At 70.3% G+C, this 15274-nt stretch carries 15 protein-coding genes, 5 tRNA genes and 1 pseudogene; 16 read left to right on the top strand and 5 right to left on the bottom strand.

Features of this window, described 5'->3' with window-relative positions; all coding sequences use genetic code 11:
• Both ABZS71_RS19935 and ABZS71_RS19930 read right to left on the bottom strand, forming a co-directional pair.
• Positions 1-155 (bottom strand): roadblock/LC7 domain-containing protein (locus ABZS71_RS19935; protein WP_356211799.1); only part of this gene is annotated, 155 nt, incomplete at its 3' end.
• A gap of 9 nt (positions 156-164) precedes the next feature.
• Complete coding sequence (locus ABZS71_RS19930) at positions 165-4007, bottom strand: nitrate- and nitrite sensing domain-containing protein (protein ID WP_356211779.1); 3843 nt, start codon at positions 4005-4007, stop codon at positions 165-167.
• Between the two features lie 564 nt (positions 4008-4571).
• Between ABZS71_RS19930 and ABZS71_RS19925 the strand changes: the two genes are divergently transcribed.
• From ABZS71_RS19925 to ABZS71_RS19875, 11 genes are all read left to right on the top strand, one after another.
• Positions 4572-4751: a hypothetical protein gene (locus tag ABZS71_RS19925; protein WP_355846498.1), complete on the top strand. Its 180-nt coding sequence runs from the start codon at positions 4572-4574 to the stop codon at positions 4749-4751.
• A gap of 120 nt (positions 4752-4871) precedes the next feature.
• Positions 4872-5663 (top strand): fumarylacetoacetate hydrolase family protein, encoded by a 792-nt coding sequence (locus ABZS71_RS19920; RefSeq protein WP_355846219.1) that lies wholly within the window; start codon positions 4872-4874, stop codon positions 5661-5663.
• Positions 5656-7143: a glutamate--tRNA ligase gene (gene gltX / locus ABZS71_RS19915; protein WP_356211777.1), complete on the top strand. Its 1488-nt coding sequence runs from the start codon at positions 5656-5658 to the stop codon at positions 7141-7143. Before ABZS71_RS19920 ends, gltX begins: the two co-directional genes overlap by 8 nt.
• A gap of 113 nt (positions 7144-7256) precedes the next feature.
• Entirely contained in the window at positions 7257-7520 is a 264-nt protein-coding gene (locus ABZS71_RS19910) for a hypothetical protein (RefSeq protein ID WP_355846225.1), read from the top strand.
• Positions 7517-7888, top strand: coding sequence for a hypothetical protein (locus tag ABZS71_RS19905; protein WP_355846228.1), 372 nt, complete (start codon positions 7517-7519; stop codon positions 7886-7888). Before ABZS71_RS19910 ends, ABZS71_RS19905 begins: the two co-directional genes overlap by 4 nt.
• Positions 7885-8196, top strand: a complete 312-nt coding sequence (locus ABZS71_RS19900; RefSeq protein ID WP_356211774.1) for a type I restriction-modification enzyme R subunit C-terminal domain-containing protein — start codon at positions 7885-7887, stop codon at positions 8194-8196. Before ABZS71_RS19905 ends, ABZS71_RS19900 begins: the two co-directional genes overlap by 4 nt.
• Before the next feature lie 240 nt (positions 8197-8436).
• Positions 8437-8508, top strand: a tRNA-Gln gene (locus ABZS71_RS19895).
• A 51-nt stretch (positions 8509-8559) separates the two neighbouring features.
• Positions 8560-8632: transfer RNA gene (locus ABZS71_RS19890), tRNA-Glu, on the top strand.
• 31 nt (positions 8633-8663) lie between these two features.
• Positions 8664-8736: transfer RNA gene (locus ABZS71_RS19885), tRNA-Glu, on the top strand.
• Between the two features lie 13 nt (positions 8737-8749).
• A tRNA-Gln gene (locus ABZS71_RS19880) sits at positions 8750-8821 on the top strand.
• Between the two features lie 25 nt (positions 8822-8846).
• Positions 8847-8919: transfer RNA gene (locus ABZS71_RS19875), tRNA-Glu, on the top strand.
• Between the two features lie 43 nt (positions 8920-8962).
• Here the strand turns inward: ABZS71_RS19875 and ABZS71_RS19870 are convergent.
• Positions 8963-9607 (bottom strand): MerR family transcriptional regulator, encoded by a 645-nt coding sequence (locus ABZS71_RS19870; RefSeq protein ID WP_356211772.1) that lies wholly within the window; start codon positions 9605-9607, stop codon positions 8963-8965.
• A 157-nt stretch (positions 9608-9764) separates the two neighbouring features.
• Between ABZS71_RS19870 and ABZS71_RS19865 the strand changes: the two genes are divergently transcribed.
• Positions 9765-10265 (top strand): DUF4188 domain-containing protein, encoded by a 501-nt coding sequence (locus ABZS71_RS19865; protein ID WP_356211796.1) that lies wholly within the window; start codon positions 9765-9767, stop codon positions 10263-10265.
• An 8-nt stretch (positions 10266-10273) separates the two neighbouring features.
• On the opposite strand, the gene ndgR is transcribed toward ABZS71_RS19865, so the two are convergent.
• Entirely contained in the window at positions 10274-10990 is a 717-nt protein-coding gene (gene ndgR / locus ABZS71_RS19860; RefSeq protein WP_055547339.1) for an IclR family transcriptional regulator NdgR, read from the bottom strand.
• Between the two features lie 142 nt (positions 10991-11132).
• On the opposite strand from ndgR, the gene leuC reads away from it, so the two are divergent.
• The 4 genes from leuC (at position 11133) to ABZS71_RS19840 (ending at position 14224) form a co-directional block, all read left to right on the top strand.
• Positions 11133-12563 carry a 3-isopropylmalate dehydratase large subunit gene (gene leuC / locus ABZS71_RS19855; protein ID WP_355846241.1) on the top strand — a complete coding sequence of 477 codons (1431 nt, stop codon included), beginning with the start codon at positions 11133-11135 and terminating at the stop codon, positions 12561-12563.
• 5 nt (positions 12564-12568) lie between these two features.
• Positions 12569-13162 (top strand): 3-isopropylmalate dehydratase small subunit, encoded by a 594-nt coding sequence (leuD, locus tag ABZS71_RS19850; protein WP_356211770.1) that lies wholly within the window; start codon positions 12569-12571, stop codon positions 13160-13162.
• 124 nt (positions 13163-13286) lie between these two features.
• Entirely contained in the window at positions 13287-13529 is a 243-nt protein-coding gene (locus ABZS71_RS19845) for a hypothetical protein (RefSeq protein WP_356211767.1), read from the top strand.
• 125 nt (positions 13530-13654) lie between these two features.
• Positions 13655-14224 carry an HU family DNA-binding protein gene (locus ABZS71_RS19840; protein WP_356211765.1) on the top strand — a complete coding sequence of 190 codons (570 nt, stop codon included), beginning with the start codon at positions 13655-13657 and terminating at the stop codon, positions 14222-14224.
• Between the two features lie 319 nt (positions 14225-14543).
• Here ABZS71_RS19840 and cofC read toward each other — a convergent pair.
• Positions 14544-15143, bottom strand: a pseudogene (cofC, locus tag ABZS71_RS19835) (2-phospho-L-lactate guanylyltransferase); the annotation flags it as partial.
• Positions 15144-15274: the final 131 nt, after the last annotated feature.

Here is a 15274-nt window from a genome sequence, read left to right as displayed (position 1 = left end):
ACCGCCGCCAGTTGATCGGCTCGGTCACGGGGGAAGCCTTCGGACATCGCCAGAAGGAGTCCGTCGGCGGAGACCACCACGGTGTGGGACACCCCGGGGGTGTTGTCCACGAAATTGGTGATCAACCAGTTCAGATTCTGCGCCGCCTGGCTCATCGGGCTCAACTAACGCTCCTGCTGGTAAGTCGGGCCTATGCCGCGATCGTGATTGCCGTCGGGGCCGGTTCCGGCCTGACGGCCCTGCTGAATCCCCCGGCGGAGGTTGGTCAGCCTTCCGCGTACATCATTCGGTGCGCGCGACACCTGCGGCCCCGTCCGGTCGGGCTGCTGCGGCGCCTGCGTCGCGGCGCCCTCCACGAGATTCGCGCGCGGCACCCGCCGTGGCAACCCGGACGACGTGAGACCGCCGGCGGCGGGCTCGCGGATCTGCTCGGCGCGGCGCCAGCGCTCGTCGTTGGCGGACGACGTGCGCCAGTGGGAACCAGCGCTGCCCAGGCCGCCTGCCGCGGCGCCGTTGGCACCGGTGGATCCCTTGCTTCCGGCGAACTCACCGGTGCCCCGGGACGCCGGCTGCGGCTCGCGGCGCGGGGCGGGCGGTACGGCCGAGGCCGGGCGCCCGGGCGCGGGCGGCTCAGGCGCGCTGAACCCGGACCGCGACGGGTGGGACGGCTGGGACGGGAACCGTCGGCCCTCGCCCTGGGAGCCGGTGTTCGACGGGCCCGCGTCCCTCGTGCCCGCGCCGGGCCTGCCGGTGTCCTCGGCCTGGTGGCGCCAGTTGGACTCGATGGTGTCGAAGATCGGCGTACGGCCGTCGCCGGGGCCGGCGGGCGGCAGCGCGTCGTCCGTCCGGCGGCCGTCGCGCTCGCCCTGCCCGCCCTGGGGCAGCGGGAACTCGCCGGTGTCACCGGGACCGTTGATCTCCGGCCGGGCGTATTCGCCGGTGTTGCCGGGACCCTGGCCGAGCTCCGGCCGGGCGAACTGGCCCGTGTTGCCGGGACCCTGGCCGAGCTCCGGCCGGGCGAACTGGCCCGTGTCGCCGGGGCCGCGGCTGTAGTCGGGGCGCTCGAACTGGGCGGTGTCGCCCGGTCCGCGGCCGCCCTGCGGGCCGCGCGCGGGCGGCACGTCCTGCCGGCCGGGCATCGCGAACTCGCCGGTGTCGCCGGGCCCGCGCCGGGGCTCGAACATGTTGGGGCCGTCGCTCAGCTGGGTCAGCTCGCCGGTGTCGCCGGGCCCGCTGCTGCCGAACGCATCGCGGCCCCCCGTGGAGCCACCGAGGTCCGGGCGGGCGAACCGGCCCGTGGACTCGGCCTCGTCATGGCCACGCGGGGTGTCTCCCGCGTCACGCGGCGCCGTCGGCCAGTCGTCCTCGCCCGACGCGGCGCGGCGCGCGCCCCAGCTGGTGCCGGGCTGCGTGGAGGCGGGGAGCTCGGGCGCGGGGTCGCGCGGGGGCAGCTGCGGGCGGCCGCCCCGGTCGCCCGCGTCGGCGCGTCTGGGGGCGCCGGTCGGCGGGGCGACGGTCGGGCCCTCGCCGCGCCCCGGCAGCGGGGGACGACCGGAGGAGTCACCCAGGCCGCCGGGGCCCGAGGGGGCGTTGTTCCGGGGGCCGGGAGGCCGTCCGCCCTCGAAGAGGCTGGGGCCGCCGGACGGGGCGCTGCCCGAGGGGCCCGCCCCGGCAGCGACCGGCCGGGGCGGCAGGCCGGTGCCGCCGCCGTTGCCGGGCAGCGCGGCGCGCGAACCCGACCCCGGGACCTGACGCCGCGAGGGCGCCGCGCCGAGCAGCCCCGCCGAACCGTTGCCCGGTCCGCCGTTGCCGCCGCCCGGGGCGCCCGGGCCCGCCTTGCCGCCACCGGGGCCCTGTGCCCCCGGCTTCCTGCCGCCCTGGGCGACATCGACCGGCAGCATGACAAGCGCGGTCGTACCGCCGGAGTCGGACGGCCTCAGCTGGATACGGATGCCGTGGCGCAGCGACAGCCGGCCGACCACGAACAGACCCATGCGCCGGGACACCGACACATCGACGGTGGGCGGGCTGGCCAGCCGCTCGTTGATCGCGGCCAGGTCCTCGGGCGAGAGCCCGATACCGGTGTCGTGGATCTCGACCAGCACCCGCCCGTCGGGCAGTGCGTGACCGGTGACCTTGACCTTGGTCTGCGGTGAGGAGAAGGAGGTGGCGTTCTCCAGCAGCTCGGCGAGCAGGTGGACGAGGTCGTTGACGACCCGGCCCGCGACCTCGGTCGCCGGGACCGAGCTGAGCTCGATGCGCTCGTACTGCTCCACCTCGGAGGCCGCCGCGCGGAGCACGTCCACCAGCGGGACCGGCCGGGTCCAGCGGCGGCCGGGTTCCTCGCCCGCGAGGACCAGGAGGTTCTCGCCGTTACGGCGCATACGGGTGGCGAGGTGGTCCAGCTTGAAGAGCGAGGACAGCTGGTCCGGGTCGGCCTCGCGGCTCTCCAGCTCGGAGATGAGCGAGAGCTGGCGCTGGATGAGGCCCTGGCTGCGGCGCGAGAGGTTGGTGAACATCGCGTTGACGTTGCCTCGCAGCAGCGCCTGCTCGGCGGCGAGCCGGACCGCCTCGCGGTGCACGTCGTCGAAGGCCGTGGCCACCTTGCCGATCTCGTCCCGGCTGTGCACCCCGACGGACTCGACGGAGGTGTCCACGTCCTGCGGGTCGGACTCGGAGAGCTGCTTGACCAGCTCGGGCAGCCGCTTCTGGGCGACGTCCTGCGCGGTGTCCTGCAGCCGGCGCAGCGAGCGGACCATGGAGCGGGCGACGACGAACGCGCCGACCAGGGAGACGCCGAGGACGAGCAGGATCAGCGCACCGTTGATGATCGCGTCCTGCTGGGCGGACTGACGGAGATCACGAGCCTTCTGCTGCATCTCGCTGAGCAGCGTCTGCTCGATCTTGCCCATCTCTTCGATCTTGATGCTGTCCTGGTCGTACCAGTCCAGATCCGTGCGCTTGTCGGCCTTGAGCCCGTCCGGGTCGCGCACCGCGCGGTCGGCGTACATGGTCGCCGCCTTGATGTCCGGGCGGCCGTCCAGCGGTTCGAGCAGATCCTCGGAGTTGCCCTGGCGGATCTGCTTGAAGCGGCCGAGCGCCTCGTTCTCCTTGTCCACCGCGGTCTTGGCGAAGCGGCGGTCGTTGGCGGAGAACTCGGCGCCGTCCGGATCGGCGAGCGCGGCGCTGATCAGCGCGCGCTGGATCGAGGCGTACTCCTTGGCGGAGGAGAAGGTGGCGAGCGCGCGGGTGTTGTTGATCATCGCGCGGTTGCTGGTCGCCTGCGCCATGTCCTGGGAGAGCGACAGCAGCGAGTTGATCAGCTCGTTGTAGTTCTGGACGGTCAGTGAGTAGTACTGACTGTTGTCGTACGCCGTGTCACGGATCTCGTTGATCTTGCCGAGCTGGCGGCTGATGTCGACGAGGGTCGACTGGACACCGGCCATCGACTGATCGCCGGGGTCGATCTCGTCGGTGGCGTTACGGAACGCCGCGATGGCGCGGTTGGAGTCCTCGCGCGTCGAGACGACCCGGTCGTCCTTGTCGTTGCCCTTGCCGGCCAGCGGACCGGCCGACTTGTCGCGCTCCTCCTGGAGGGCGCTCGCCAGCTGGGTGGCCTGCTGCGTCATCTCGGTGAGCAGCTTCATCTGGTCGAGCTGCTCGATGTTGTCGAGCGAGTCCTGGATGCGCAGGGCCCCCAGGGTGGTCGCCGCGACCACGGGGAGCGCGAGCAGGGAGACCAGCCTGGTGCTGATGCGCCAGTTGCGCAGGGCCATGCGGGTCCCGGGCCCGCTGGCGGCGGCCTTCGGTTTGGGCTGCTCGGGGGCTTGTGTGCCGCCGCTGGGCGCACTGGTCTGTGTGGCGCCGGCCGCACCGGGCTCGGGGCCCTGGTCGCCCGGCGTCCTGGCGGTGCCTTGGGCGCGCTGGGGCGAGGAGCCGCGGTCGGTCGCGCCGCGCAGCTCCGGGTCCGCCGAAGCGCTGCCATCCCTCTTGAAACGTCCCTGCACTAGCGTCGCAACCTCTGGACCAGGCGCTCCACCGGATGAACGGTGAAGCGGTGTCGAGTCATGGGGGACCGCGATCCCCCCTGTCGGTCGTGAGTGACCGGCGCGCTTCCTTTCGTATCGACAAGAGGAACCCCCGCCGCTCGGCGCCTCTGTCCTGCGCCCCCGTGCGCGCCGGTTTCTTCCCGCGGCGGTCCCGGGAATTCCAGCACAGTGCCGGATGCTGCAACAAGGGCAAGGGATAAGGTGTGATCCGTGTGACGCTCAGTGCGGACCTTATTACCGGACGTAGAAAGTCATGTTGGCGATAACGGACTTTTATGAGCGAGTCGATCGCGGTAACCCGGTGTCCGGCTAGCGATGATCAAGAGCGGAACGTCAGGTTCAGGGCTGCATTGTCCGTTTAGCCTGATTGGATCGGCTGTCTCCTATGCGGCATTTGCCCGATCGTTCGTGAGCAAAATCACACGCCGCTGGCGACTTTTTCCCAGAAATCTTGGGCAAGGCCGCATCTAGCCTGACGCTTTACACAGCCGGTCGAAACGACAACAGCGAGGCATGGACCCAGTGAAGACGACGATGATGTTCCGCACCATAGCCAACCCGCGGCGCACCACCCTGGCGCATCTGAAGGACGCCGAGGAGCTGCGGACCGCGACCGACGAGCAGCCGGAGCACCCCGTCGATCTGCCGACCCAGACCGCGAACCCCAAGCGCACCGTGCTCACCGAGGTCCCCGGCCACTGAGCCGACGGGGCGCGGCGGGCCGTACCGCCCGCCGGAGGCGAGGCAGCGGCGCGCGGGACGCGGAGCGATAGCCTGGAGCGTCAGTCTCCAGTGAGTTCAGTTAAGGGGCGAAAGCTTCCCGTGCGCATCGCCAGATTCTCCATCGACGGCAACGTCGCCTTCGGCGTGGTCGAGGGCGAGCCGTCCGGTCAGGACGGCCCCGTCGTCGACATCGTCAAGGGCCACCCCTTCGCCGAATTCGAGCGCTCGGGCCAGAAGATCCCGCTGAGCAAGGTCCGGCTGCTGCCGCCGGTCCTGCCCAACAAGGTCGTCGGGATCGGCCGCAACTACCGCGAGCACGCCGCCGAACTCGGCAACGAGGTCCCCGACGTCCCGGTCGTCTTCTTCAAGCCGTCCACCTCCGTGATCGGCCCCGGCGACCCCGTCGTCTACCCCCCCTTCTCCTCCGAGGTGCACCACGAGGCCGAGCTGGCCGTGGTCATCGGCCGGATGTGCCGTGAGGTCCCGCGAGAGCGCGTCAAGGACGTCATCCTCGGCTACACCTGCGGCAACGACATCACCGCGCGCGACGCGCAGCGGCGCGAGCAGCAGTGGGCGCGGGCCAAGGGCTTCGACACCTCCTGCCCGCTGGGCCCCTGGGTGGAGACCGACATCGACCTGGCGCGCGCCGGTGATCTCGGCATCATGTGCACGGTCAACGGTGAACAGCGGCAGCTGGGCCGTACGAGCGACATGGTGCGCTCGATCGAGGATCTGATCGTGCACATCACCGAGGCGATGACGCTGCTCCCCGGCGACGTCGTGCTCACCGGCACCCCGGCGGGCGTCGGCCCCCTCGCCGTCGGCGACGAGGTCGCCGTCACCATCGAAGGCATCGGCACTCTCACCAACAAGGTGATCACGCGTGGCTAGCGCAAGCTCCTCCGCCCCCGTGCGGGTTCGTTTCTGTCCCTCGCCGACCGGCAACCCCCATGTCGGCCTGGTCCGCACCGCCCTGTTCAACTGGGCCTTCGCCCGTCACCACGGCGGCACCCTGGTCTTCCGCATCGAGGACACCGACGCCGCCCGTGACTCCGAGGAGTCCTACGCGCAGCTGCTGGACGCGATGCGCTGGCTGGGCTTCGACTGGGACGAGGGCCCCGAGGTGGGCGGCCCGCACGCGCCGTACCGCCAGTCGGAGCGGATGGACATCTACCGGGGCGTCGCGGACAAGCTCCTGGAGGCCGGCCACGCCTACCGCTGCTACTGCACCGCGGAAGAGCTGGAGGAGCGCCGCGAGGCGGCCCGCAAGGCCGGCCGGCCCTCCGGCTACGACGGCACCTGCCGCTCGCTGACCGCCGAGCAGATCGCGGCGTACGAGGCCGAGGGGCGCGCCTCGATCGTCCGCTTCCGGATGCCCGACGAGCCGATCACCTTCACCGACCTGGTCCGCGGCGAGCTGACCTTCACGCCCGAGAACGTGTCGGACTACGGCATCGTGCGGGCCAACGGCGCCCCGCTCTACACGCTCGTCAACCCCGTCGACGACGCGCTGATGGAGATCACGCATGTGCTCCGGGGCGAGGATCTGCTCTCCTCCACCCCACGCCAGGTCGCGCTCTACCGCGCACTCGCCGAGATCGGCGTGGGCACCGGGTTGGTGCCCGCCTTCGGCCACCTCCCGTATGTCATGGGCGAGGGCAACAAGAAGCTCTCCAAGCGCGATCCGCAGTCCTCGCTGAACCTCTACCGGGAGCGCGGCTTCCTCCCCGAGGGACTGCTCAACTACCTCTCGCTGCTGGGCTGGTCGATCTCGGCCGACCGGGATGTCTTCTCGCTGGAGGAGATGGTCGCCGCGTTCGACATTTCCGATGTGAACGCCAATCCGGCGCGCTTCGACCTCAAGAAGGCCGAGGCGATCAACGCGGACCACATCAGGCAGCTGGACGTGAAGGCGTTCATCGAGGCGTGCGACCCCTGGCTGAAGGCGCCGCACGCGCCGTGGGCCCCGGAGTCCTTCGACGCGGCCGCCTTCGAGGCGCTGGCCCCGCTGGCCCGGACCCGGCTGACGGTCCTGTCCGACATCACCGCCAACGTCGACTTCCTCTTCCTGGAAGAGCCGGTGGAGGACGAGGCGTCGTGGGCCAAGGCCATGAAGCCGGGCGCGGAAGCGCTGCTCGCCACCGCCCGTACGAAGATCGCCGAGGCGGAGTGGAAGGCCGAGCCCCTCAAGGAGGCGGTCCTCGCCGCCGGTGAGGAGCACGGCCTCAAACTGGGCAAGGCCCAGGCTCCGGTGCGCGTCGCCGTCACCGGCCGCACGGTCGGCCTGCCGCTGTTCGAGTCCCTGGAGGTCCTGGGGCGCGAGCGCACACTGGCCCGCATCGACGCGGCACTGGCCAAGCTGTCGGCCTAAGCGGCTCTTCGTGTGTTGAGGGGCGGCCACCGGATGCCGGTGGCCGCCCCTCCGTTTGTGCCGCGGACCACGTGACCGCCCGCCCACCTGGTATTCATTGGTATTCTCTGTCCATGGCTGACACCACCATCAAGATCAGCGATGACACAAGAGACCGTCTGCGCACCCTCGCCGAAGAGCGCGGCCTGAGTACGCGCGCGTACGTGGAACGGGTCGTCGCCGCCACCCCCACCGCTGACGAGAAGGCTGAGCGCACGGCCAGGGGCGTCGCTTATGTCCGTGCGAACCTGAGCCCGGACTTCACAGACGACGATGTGCGCGAAGCGCAGGACTGGCGCACGGCGATCGCGGCCCGTCAGGTGGGGAGCCGTCGTTGATCATCCTGGACCATACCGCGGTCCTCGCCCTGTGCCGTGGGCATCGGCTGCTCTCCGGTCTTGCCGTCGTCGAGGTCGACGACCCGGCGCAGCGCGCTCAGGTGCCGGCGCTGTGCCTGGTCGCGGCGAGCCTGGAACTCCCGGACGCGGCGGCGCATGTGGGGGCTCTGCCCGGGCTGGAGTTCCTTCCGCTCGACTTCGCGGGTACGGCGGCAGTCGAGCAGGCGGTGGGCGCGGGTGTCGACTGGGCGTACGCACACGCCGTCTTCGCCGCCGTCTCGGAGCCGACGGACGGGCAGGTGCTGACGGCACGGCCGGAGGCGTATGACGGCACGGGGGTGTGGGCGGTCGACATCGGAAAACCGTGACCGTTTCCTGCCAGGCGTCCGTCTGTGGCCGCCCGGGGAGGGCGGCCACAGGATTGGCTGGAGGACTGAGCAGCGTCAATTCCGCGTGGATCGAGCGGGGGCTCACCTCGCGCCAGACGCACTTCCTGGACTTGATCGTCGACTTCATCGCGAAGAACGGCTGGATCCGCATGCAGCACTTGTACAAGGCGCCGTTCACCGACAGGGGGCTCATCGACGATTTCTTCACTGACGAGGAGATCGAGGAACTGCGAGTGGTCTTCCGGACCCTGCGGACCCGTGCAGAGCCGGCTGATTTGGCCGCGTAGCTGCTCGTCCGCAGTCGCACCGGGTGGGCTGGCCGACGTACAGCCAGGCCGGTCGGCCCGTCGTCTCTCCTGCTGGGCTGCGAGGGCATCCAGCCGGGGTAGCCGGCCCCCGCCGCGCGGCGATACCGTTTTGGTGGCCCGTCCACCATCGGGTAATGTTCTTCCTGCGCCTACGGGCGGGCCGAGAGGCCGGGCCGAAGGCGCAGGCCAAACAAAACCCTTCTGGGGGTGGCGTTTTGGTGGGGTATGGTGTAATTGGCAGCACGAGTGATTCTGGTTCACTTAGTCTAGGTTCGAGTCCTGGTACCCCAGCAAGAGATCTCCTCGGTTTCCTCGGAGATCTCTTGATCAAAGCAGGACCAAGCCCCCGTTGTGTAGCGGCCTAGCACGCTGCCCTCTCAAGGCAGTAGCGCCGGTTCGAATCCGGTCGGGGGTACGGATCTCCAGCGGTTATGGAGATCGCTAGGGCCCCCGTTGTGTAGCGGCCTAGCACGCCGCCCTCTCAAGGCGGTAGCGCCGGTTCGAATCCGGTCGGGGGTACTGGTCTATACCATGGGCTATGGTGTAATTGGCAGCACGAGTGATTCTGGTTCATTTGGTCTAGGTTCGAGTCCTGGTAGCCCAGCGCAGTACAGGTTGTGCTGATTCAGGCCCCCGTTGTGTAGCGGCCTAGCACGCCGCCCTCTCAAGGCGGTAGCGCCGGTTCGAATCCGGTCGGGGGTACAGAGCGAAGGCCCTCCGTGGTGACACGGAGGGCCTTTTCGTCTTATGCCTGGTCGAAGCGGCGGCTGGACTCCCCGGTCTGGGCGAGCCGCCGCAGGCTCAGCAGTACCGGCTCGTACAGCACGGTCAGGGCGACGGACGCCTCGATCTGCTCGGTGGGCGTGTCGTACGTCTCCACCACATCCAGTTCGTGGACGGCCAGTTGGGACACCAGCCGGGCGTACGGCAGCAAGTGGTCGGTGTCGTGCGGGTATCCGAGGCGGGCGAGTGAGGCAATGGCCTCGACCAGCATCCGGTAGGCGGGGGAGGGGTCGCCGGCCCCCTGGTTGTGGGTCCAGTCGAGCCGTTCCAGCAGGGCGTCCGCCTGCTCCCGGGCCCGGGCCGTCTCCGGGGCGCCCTCATCGGGTCCGGGGCCGTGCGGCAGCGCCCAGACCGCGGCTCCCAGCCGCAGATGCGGGCTCAGAGACTCGTCCTCGGCGGACTTCAGCACCTCGCGCGCGGTGGCCACCGGCATCCGGCCGACCTGGATCAGCGCCCGCACCAGCCGCAGCCTGCGCAGATGCTCCTCCCCGTACTCGGCCTTCGTGGCGGTGAGGCGCTCGCCGGGCGGCAGCAGCCCTTCGCGCAGGTAGTACTTGATGGTCGCGGTGGACACCCCGCTGCGCTCGCTCGGCTCCGCCAGTCGCATGCCCCTGTGCACCTTTCCCTTTGCCGTTTTCCCTTGTGCCTCCGCGTGGAGAGTGCCACTAACCAACTATTGGAGAGTTCCACTATCCAATACGCCCGCACTGATCGCGACGTCGGAACGAGGGGATCACCATGATGCCGATGTGATCGAAGGCCGTATGACCGCCGAGACCGAGGGGGAGGTGACCGTCTTCCTCATCGGGATGCGCGTCAACCGTTTCCGCGCGCTGCGCAGCTGGCTGCCGGTCTTCAAGGCCATGCCGCCGATGCTGTGCGAGCTGTCACGGGACAAGGAGAGCGGGCTGCTGGGCTACCAGCTGCTGGTCGGGCCGCCGCGGGTGCTGTACATCGTCCAGTACTGGGACTCGCACGAGAAGCTTCTGGCGTACGCCTCGGCGCAGGACAAGGAGCACCGCCCGGCCTGGGCCGCGTTCAACCGGCGGGCGCGGGAGGGGCGGGGGAAGGTCGGCATCTGGCACGAGACGTACGCCGTACCGGCTGGTGCGCATGAGGCGATCTACTACGACATGCCGGCGTTCGGGCTGGGCAAGGCCACCGGAGTCGTCCCGGTCGGCCGCCGCGGCGAGCGCGCGGCCGACCGGCTGTCGCTGAAGGGGGGCGTAGGGGTAGGGGGGCACCAGGGGGAGCGGGCGCCGTAACGCGGTGATCAATTGCCGCGGCGCAGCGCGTCCGAGAGGCGGGCGGCCGCGTCGATGACCGCCTGGGCGTGCATCCGGCCCGGGTGCCGCGTCAGCCGCTCGATCGGTCCGGAGACCGAGACGGCGGCGACCACGCGGTTGGAGGGGCCGCGCACGGGCGCCGAGACGGAGGCGACGCCCGGCTCGCGCTCGCCGATCGACTGCGCCCAGCCCCGCCGCCGTACGCCCGACAGGGCCGTCGCCGTGAAGCGGGCGCCCTGCAGCCCGCGGTGCAGCCGCTCCGGCTCCTCCCAGGCCATCAGAATCTGGGCGGCCGAGCCGGCCTTCATGGGCAGCGTGGAGCCGACCGGCACGGTGTCCCGCAGTCCGGACAGCCGCTCCGCCGCCGCGACACAGATCCGCATATCACCCTGGCGCCGGTAGAGCTGCGCGCTCTCGCCGGTCACATCCCGGAGATGGGTGAGTACGGGCCCGGCCGTGGCGAGCAGCCGGTCCTCGCCCGCCGCCGCGGCCAGCTCGGCCAGGCGCGGGCCCAGGATGAAGCGGCCCTGCATGTCACGCGCCACCATCCGGTGGTGTTCCAGTGCTACCGCGAGCCGGTGCGCCGTGGGGCGCGCGAGACCGGTCGCCCCGACCAGCCCGGCGAGGGTGGCCGGACCGGACTCCAGAGCGCTCAGTACCAGAGCCGCCTTGTCGAGAACGCCGACGCCGCTAGAGTTGTCCATGAAACGATACTCGCGTCTCACAGTGTGAAACGCAAGTTCAATTTTCCGGGATACCCGCCACTCTGTAAATGGCGGGCCCGCAGACCAGGGCACGCACTCCACACGAGTTGGGCCGGCAGCGACGCCGGCCGGAGGGAAAGCGATGGGACGGACACTCGCGGAGAAGGTCTGGGACGACCATGTCGTCCGGCACGCCGAAGGCGAGCCCGACCTCCTCTTCATCGATCTGCACCTGCTGCACGAGGTGACCAGCCCGCAGGCGTTCGACGGCCTTCGCAAGGCCGGCCGCCAGGTCCGTCGTACCGACCTCACCATCGCGACCGAGGACCACAACACCCCCACCCTCGACATCGACAAGCCGATCGCCGACCCCGTCTCCCGCGCCCAGTTGGAGACGCTGCGCAAGAACTGCGCGGAGTTCGGCGTCCGTCTGCACCCGCTCGGCGATGTCGAGCAGGGCGTGGTCCACGTGGTGGGACCGCAACTGGGACTGACCCAGCCCGGTACGACCGTCGTCTGCGGTGACAGCCACACCTCCACCCACGGCGCCTTCGGCGCGCTCGCGTTCGGCATCGGCACCAGCCAGGTCGAGCATGTGCTGGCCACCCAGACGCTGCCGCTCGCGCCCTTCAAGACCATGGCGATCACCGTCGAGGGCGAGCTGCCCGAGGACGTCACCGCCAAGGACCTGATCCTGGCGATCATCGCGAAGATCGGCACGGGCGGCGGCCAGGGCTATGTGATCGAGTACCGCGGCTCCGCCATCGAGAAGCTCTCGATGGAGGCCCGGATGACCGTGTGCAACATGTCCATCGAAGCGGGCGCCCGCGCGGGCATGATCGCCCCGGATGAGACCACCTTCGCCTACCTGGAGGGCCGGCCGCACGCCCCGAAGGGCGCCGACTGGGACGCCGCGGTCGCGTACTGGCGCACCCTGCGCAGCGACGACGACGCGGTCTTCGACCGTGAGGTCGTCATCGACGCCTCCGGGCTCGCCCCGTTCGTCACCTGGGGCACCAACCCCGGCCAGGGCGCGCCCTTGTCGGCCTCGGTCCCCGACCCCGCCGGCTTCGAGGACGCCAGCGAGCAGTACGCCGCCGAGAAGGCCCTGGAATACATGGGTCTGACGGCGGGTCAGCTGCTGCGTGACATCAAGGTCGACACCGTCTTCGTCGGCTCCTGCACCAACGGCCGCATCGAGGACCTGCGCTCCGCCGCCTCGGTCCTGTCCGGCCGTTCGGTGGCCGACGGCGTACGGATGCTGGTGGTCCCCGGCTCGGTGCGGGTCGCGCTGCAGGCCGTGGAGGAGGGGCTGGACAAGGTGTTCACCCAGGCCGGCGCCGAGTGGCGGCACGCGGGCTGCTCGATGTGTCTGGGCATGAACCCCGACCAGCTTGCGCCCGGTGAGCGCTCGGCGTCCACGTCCAACCGCAACTTCGAGGGCCGGCAGGGCAAGGGCGGCCGTACGCACCTCGTCTCGCCGCAGGTCGCCGCCGCCACCGCGGTGCTCGGCCATCTGGCCTCGCCCGCCGATCTGTCCGACGCCGCCGTATCGACTCCCGTGGGGGCCTAAGAGCCATGGAAGCTTTCACCACGCACACCGGCCGGGCCGTTCCGCTGCGGCGCAGCAACGTCGACACGGACCAGATCATCCCCGCGCACTGGCTCAAGAAGGTCACCCGCGACGGCTTCGAGGACGGGCTCTTCGAGGCCTGGCGCAAGGACCCGGACTTCGTGCTCAACCGCCCCGAGTACAAGGGCGGGACGGTTCTGGTGGCCGGCCCCGACTTCGGTACCGGCTCCTCGCGCGAGCACGCGGTGTGGGCACTGCAGAACTACGGCTTCAAGGCCGTCATCTCGTCCCGCTTCGCCGACATCTTCCGCGGCAACTCCCTCAAGAACGGCCTGCTGACCGTCGTCCTGCCGCAGGAGACCGTGGACCGGCTGTGGAAGCTGGTCGAGTCGGACCCCACCACGGAGGTCACCGTGGACCTCGTCGACCGTCAGGTCCGAGCCGAGGGAATCACGGCTGATTTTGAGCTTGACGAGAACGCTCGGTGGCGACTCCTGGAGGGCCTGGACGACATCAGTCTCACCCTCAGGGAGGAGGCGGACATCGCCGCGTACGAGGTTCGTCGCCCCTCCTTCAAGCCGAGCACGGCGGAGGTCTGACCCCCCGGTTCTCCCTGTACAGAGCAGGTTTGGCATGATGCGCCGCCAGTACTCGGACTGGCGGCGCATCGTCATGTTGAGGCCCCGTGAAGCGACAACTCGCCTCAGATGGCACAATCAGTGCATGGAACGCGACGGCCAACTCGAGCTCTACGGTCTCGTCGCCGCCCGGCTCAAGGAAGCGCACACAAGGGTGCGCACACTGCAAGTCCCGGAGGGCGTACGGATGGCGCTGTCCCGGAAGCTGCTGGTCATCACCTCAGCGGCGAAACACGATCTCGCAGACGCGGCAAGGCGTCTGGAGCGGTTCATGAACGACCTCGACGAGGGGCGTTTCCCCGAAGATCCCGACTCCGACGGTCCGTGACGATCGAGTGCGTTGCGGCACAAGGGTGATTAGCCCGTTTCGTGTTTGATTTGCGGTATATATCTGCCTAACGTGCGAAAAAGCTTGAACACATTCGTTCCGGCAATGTCTCCGAAGGGGAAGACGTGAACAAGGCGCAGCTCGTAGAAGCGATTGCCGACAAGGTCGGAGGCCGTCAGCAGGCCGCCGAAGCCGTCGACGCGGTCCTGGACGCCATCGTCCGGGCGGTCGTAGCCGGGGAGCGAGTTTCGGTCACTGGATTCGGCTCGTTCGAGAAGGTGGAGCGTCCCGCCCGCTACGCCCGCAACCCGCAGACCGGAGAGCGGGTCCGGGTCAAGAAGACCTCCGTGCCCCGCTTCCGTGCGGGCCAGGGCTTCAAGGACCTGGTGAGCGGCTCGAAGAAGCTGCCGCGCGGCGGTGAGGTCGCCGTGAAGAAGGCCCCCAAGGGCAGCCTCCAGGCCGCCGCGAAGAAGGCGGCCGCCAAGAAGGCCGCCGCGAAGAAGGCGGCGCCGGCGAAGGCCGCCAAGAAGGCCGCCGCGAAGAAGGCCCCCGCCAAGACCACGGCGAAGAAGGCCCCCGCGGCGCCGGCGAAGAAGACGGCCGCCAAGAAGGCCGCCGCGAAGAAGGCTCCGGCGCGCAAGACCACCGCGCGCAAGACCACCGCCAAGAAGACCACCGCCGCCAGGAAGCGCTAGTCAGCGGCGCAGCTCAGCAGCACAGCAGCACAGCAGCACAGCAGCACCGTCACGCCGCGCCGGGCCGGGCTCCCCGAGGGAGCCCGGCCCGCGGTGTTTAGAACGTCTGCAAGGTGATGAAGACGACCCGCCGGGTCTCTCCCTCGCCCTCCACCTCGATCCGCACCCGCTGTCCCGGGCGCAGCATCCGCAGCCCCCCGGCGTCGAAGGCCGCGGCGTCGAACGGCAACGGGGTGCCGTCGTCGAGCAGCACACTGCCGGCGCGGGTCTCGGGGTCGTACGTGTAGGCGGTTCCCTGCATGACCGCCACCCTAGCCCTCGTATGGGCGCCGACGCCCAGGGCCAGAGCCGCGCGCAGATCTTCGGCGGTATCCACGTCGCGCCGCACCGAGTCCACCCCCGCCAGGTCGATCTCGCGCGCCCCCGACGCCCGGTGCCGGGCCCGTGAGGCGCCGCCGAAGGCCGGGGCGAGCTCGACGCCCGGCGCCGCCGAGAGCAGCGTCGTACCCACCCCCGCCGCATCCGCCAGAAAGGCGCGTGAGAAGCCGTGGGCGGCTTCGAGCACCTGGTCGAGCTCCGTGGCCCGAAGGGCCGGGAGATCGGCGTTCAGCGCCGCCACGGCGGCCTCCGGCCGCTCCTGGCGCACCGCGCGGGCGCCGTGCGTGAGCGCCGCGTTCAGACCGCGCCCCGGCGGGTCGGGCAGAATCCGGGCGCCGAGGGCCGACAGCTCGCGCCCGGCGAGCGGATCGTCGGTGACGACCATCACGCCCCGCACCCACCGGCTCGCCATCGCCGCGCCTACCGTGTCCTGCGCGAACGCGAGCGCGAGCCTGGGCCGCAGACCGTCCCGCGCGGCGTCGGAAAGCCTGCTCTTCGCCCGTGACAAGGGCTTCAGCGGCACCACCAGCGTCCAGGCCACACGGGCTCCCTTTGTTCCCACGGGCCTCATTCTCGTCTGCTGCCCGGCTCGCCCGGGACCTGCGGGGTTACGGTGTCCTCGACAGACCGGGTACCTGGAGCGACACTTGTGCGGCTGCCCGGACGGCAGTA

The organism is Streptomyces sp. NPDC005393 (genome assembly GCF_040606675.1).
Lineage (GTDB): Bacteria > Actinomycetota > Actinomycetes > Streptomycetales > Streptomycetaceae > Streptomyces.
This window is presented reverse-complemented; position numbering and strand designations above follow the sequence as displayed.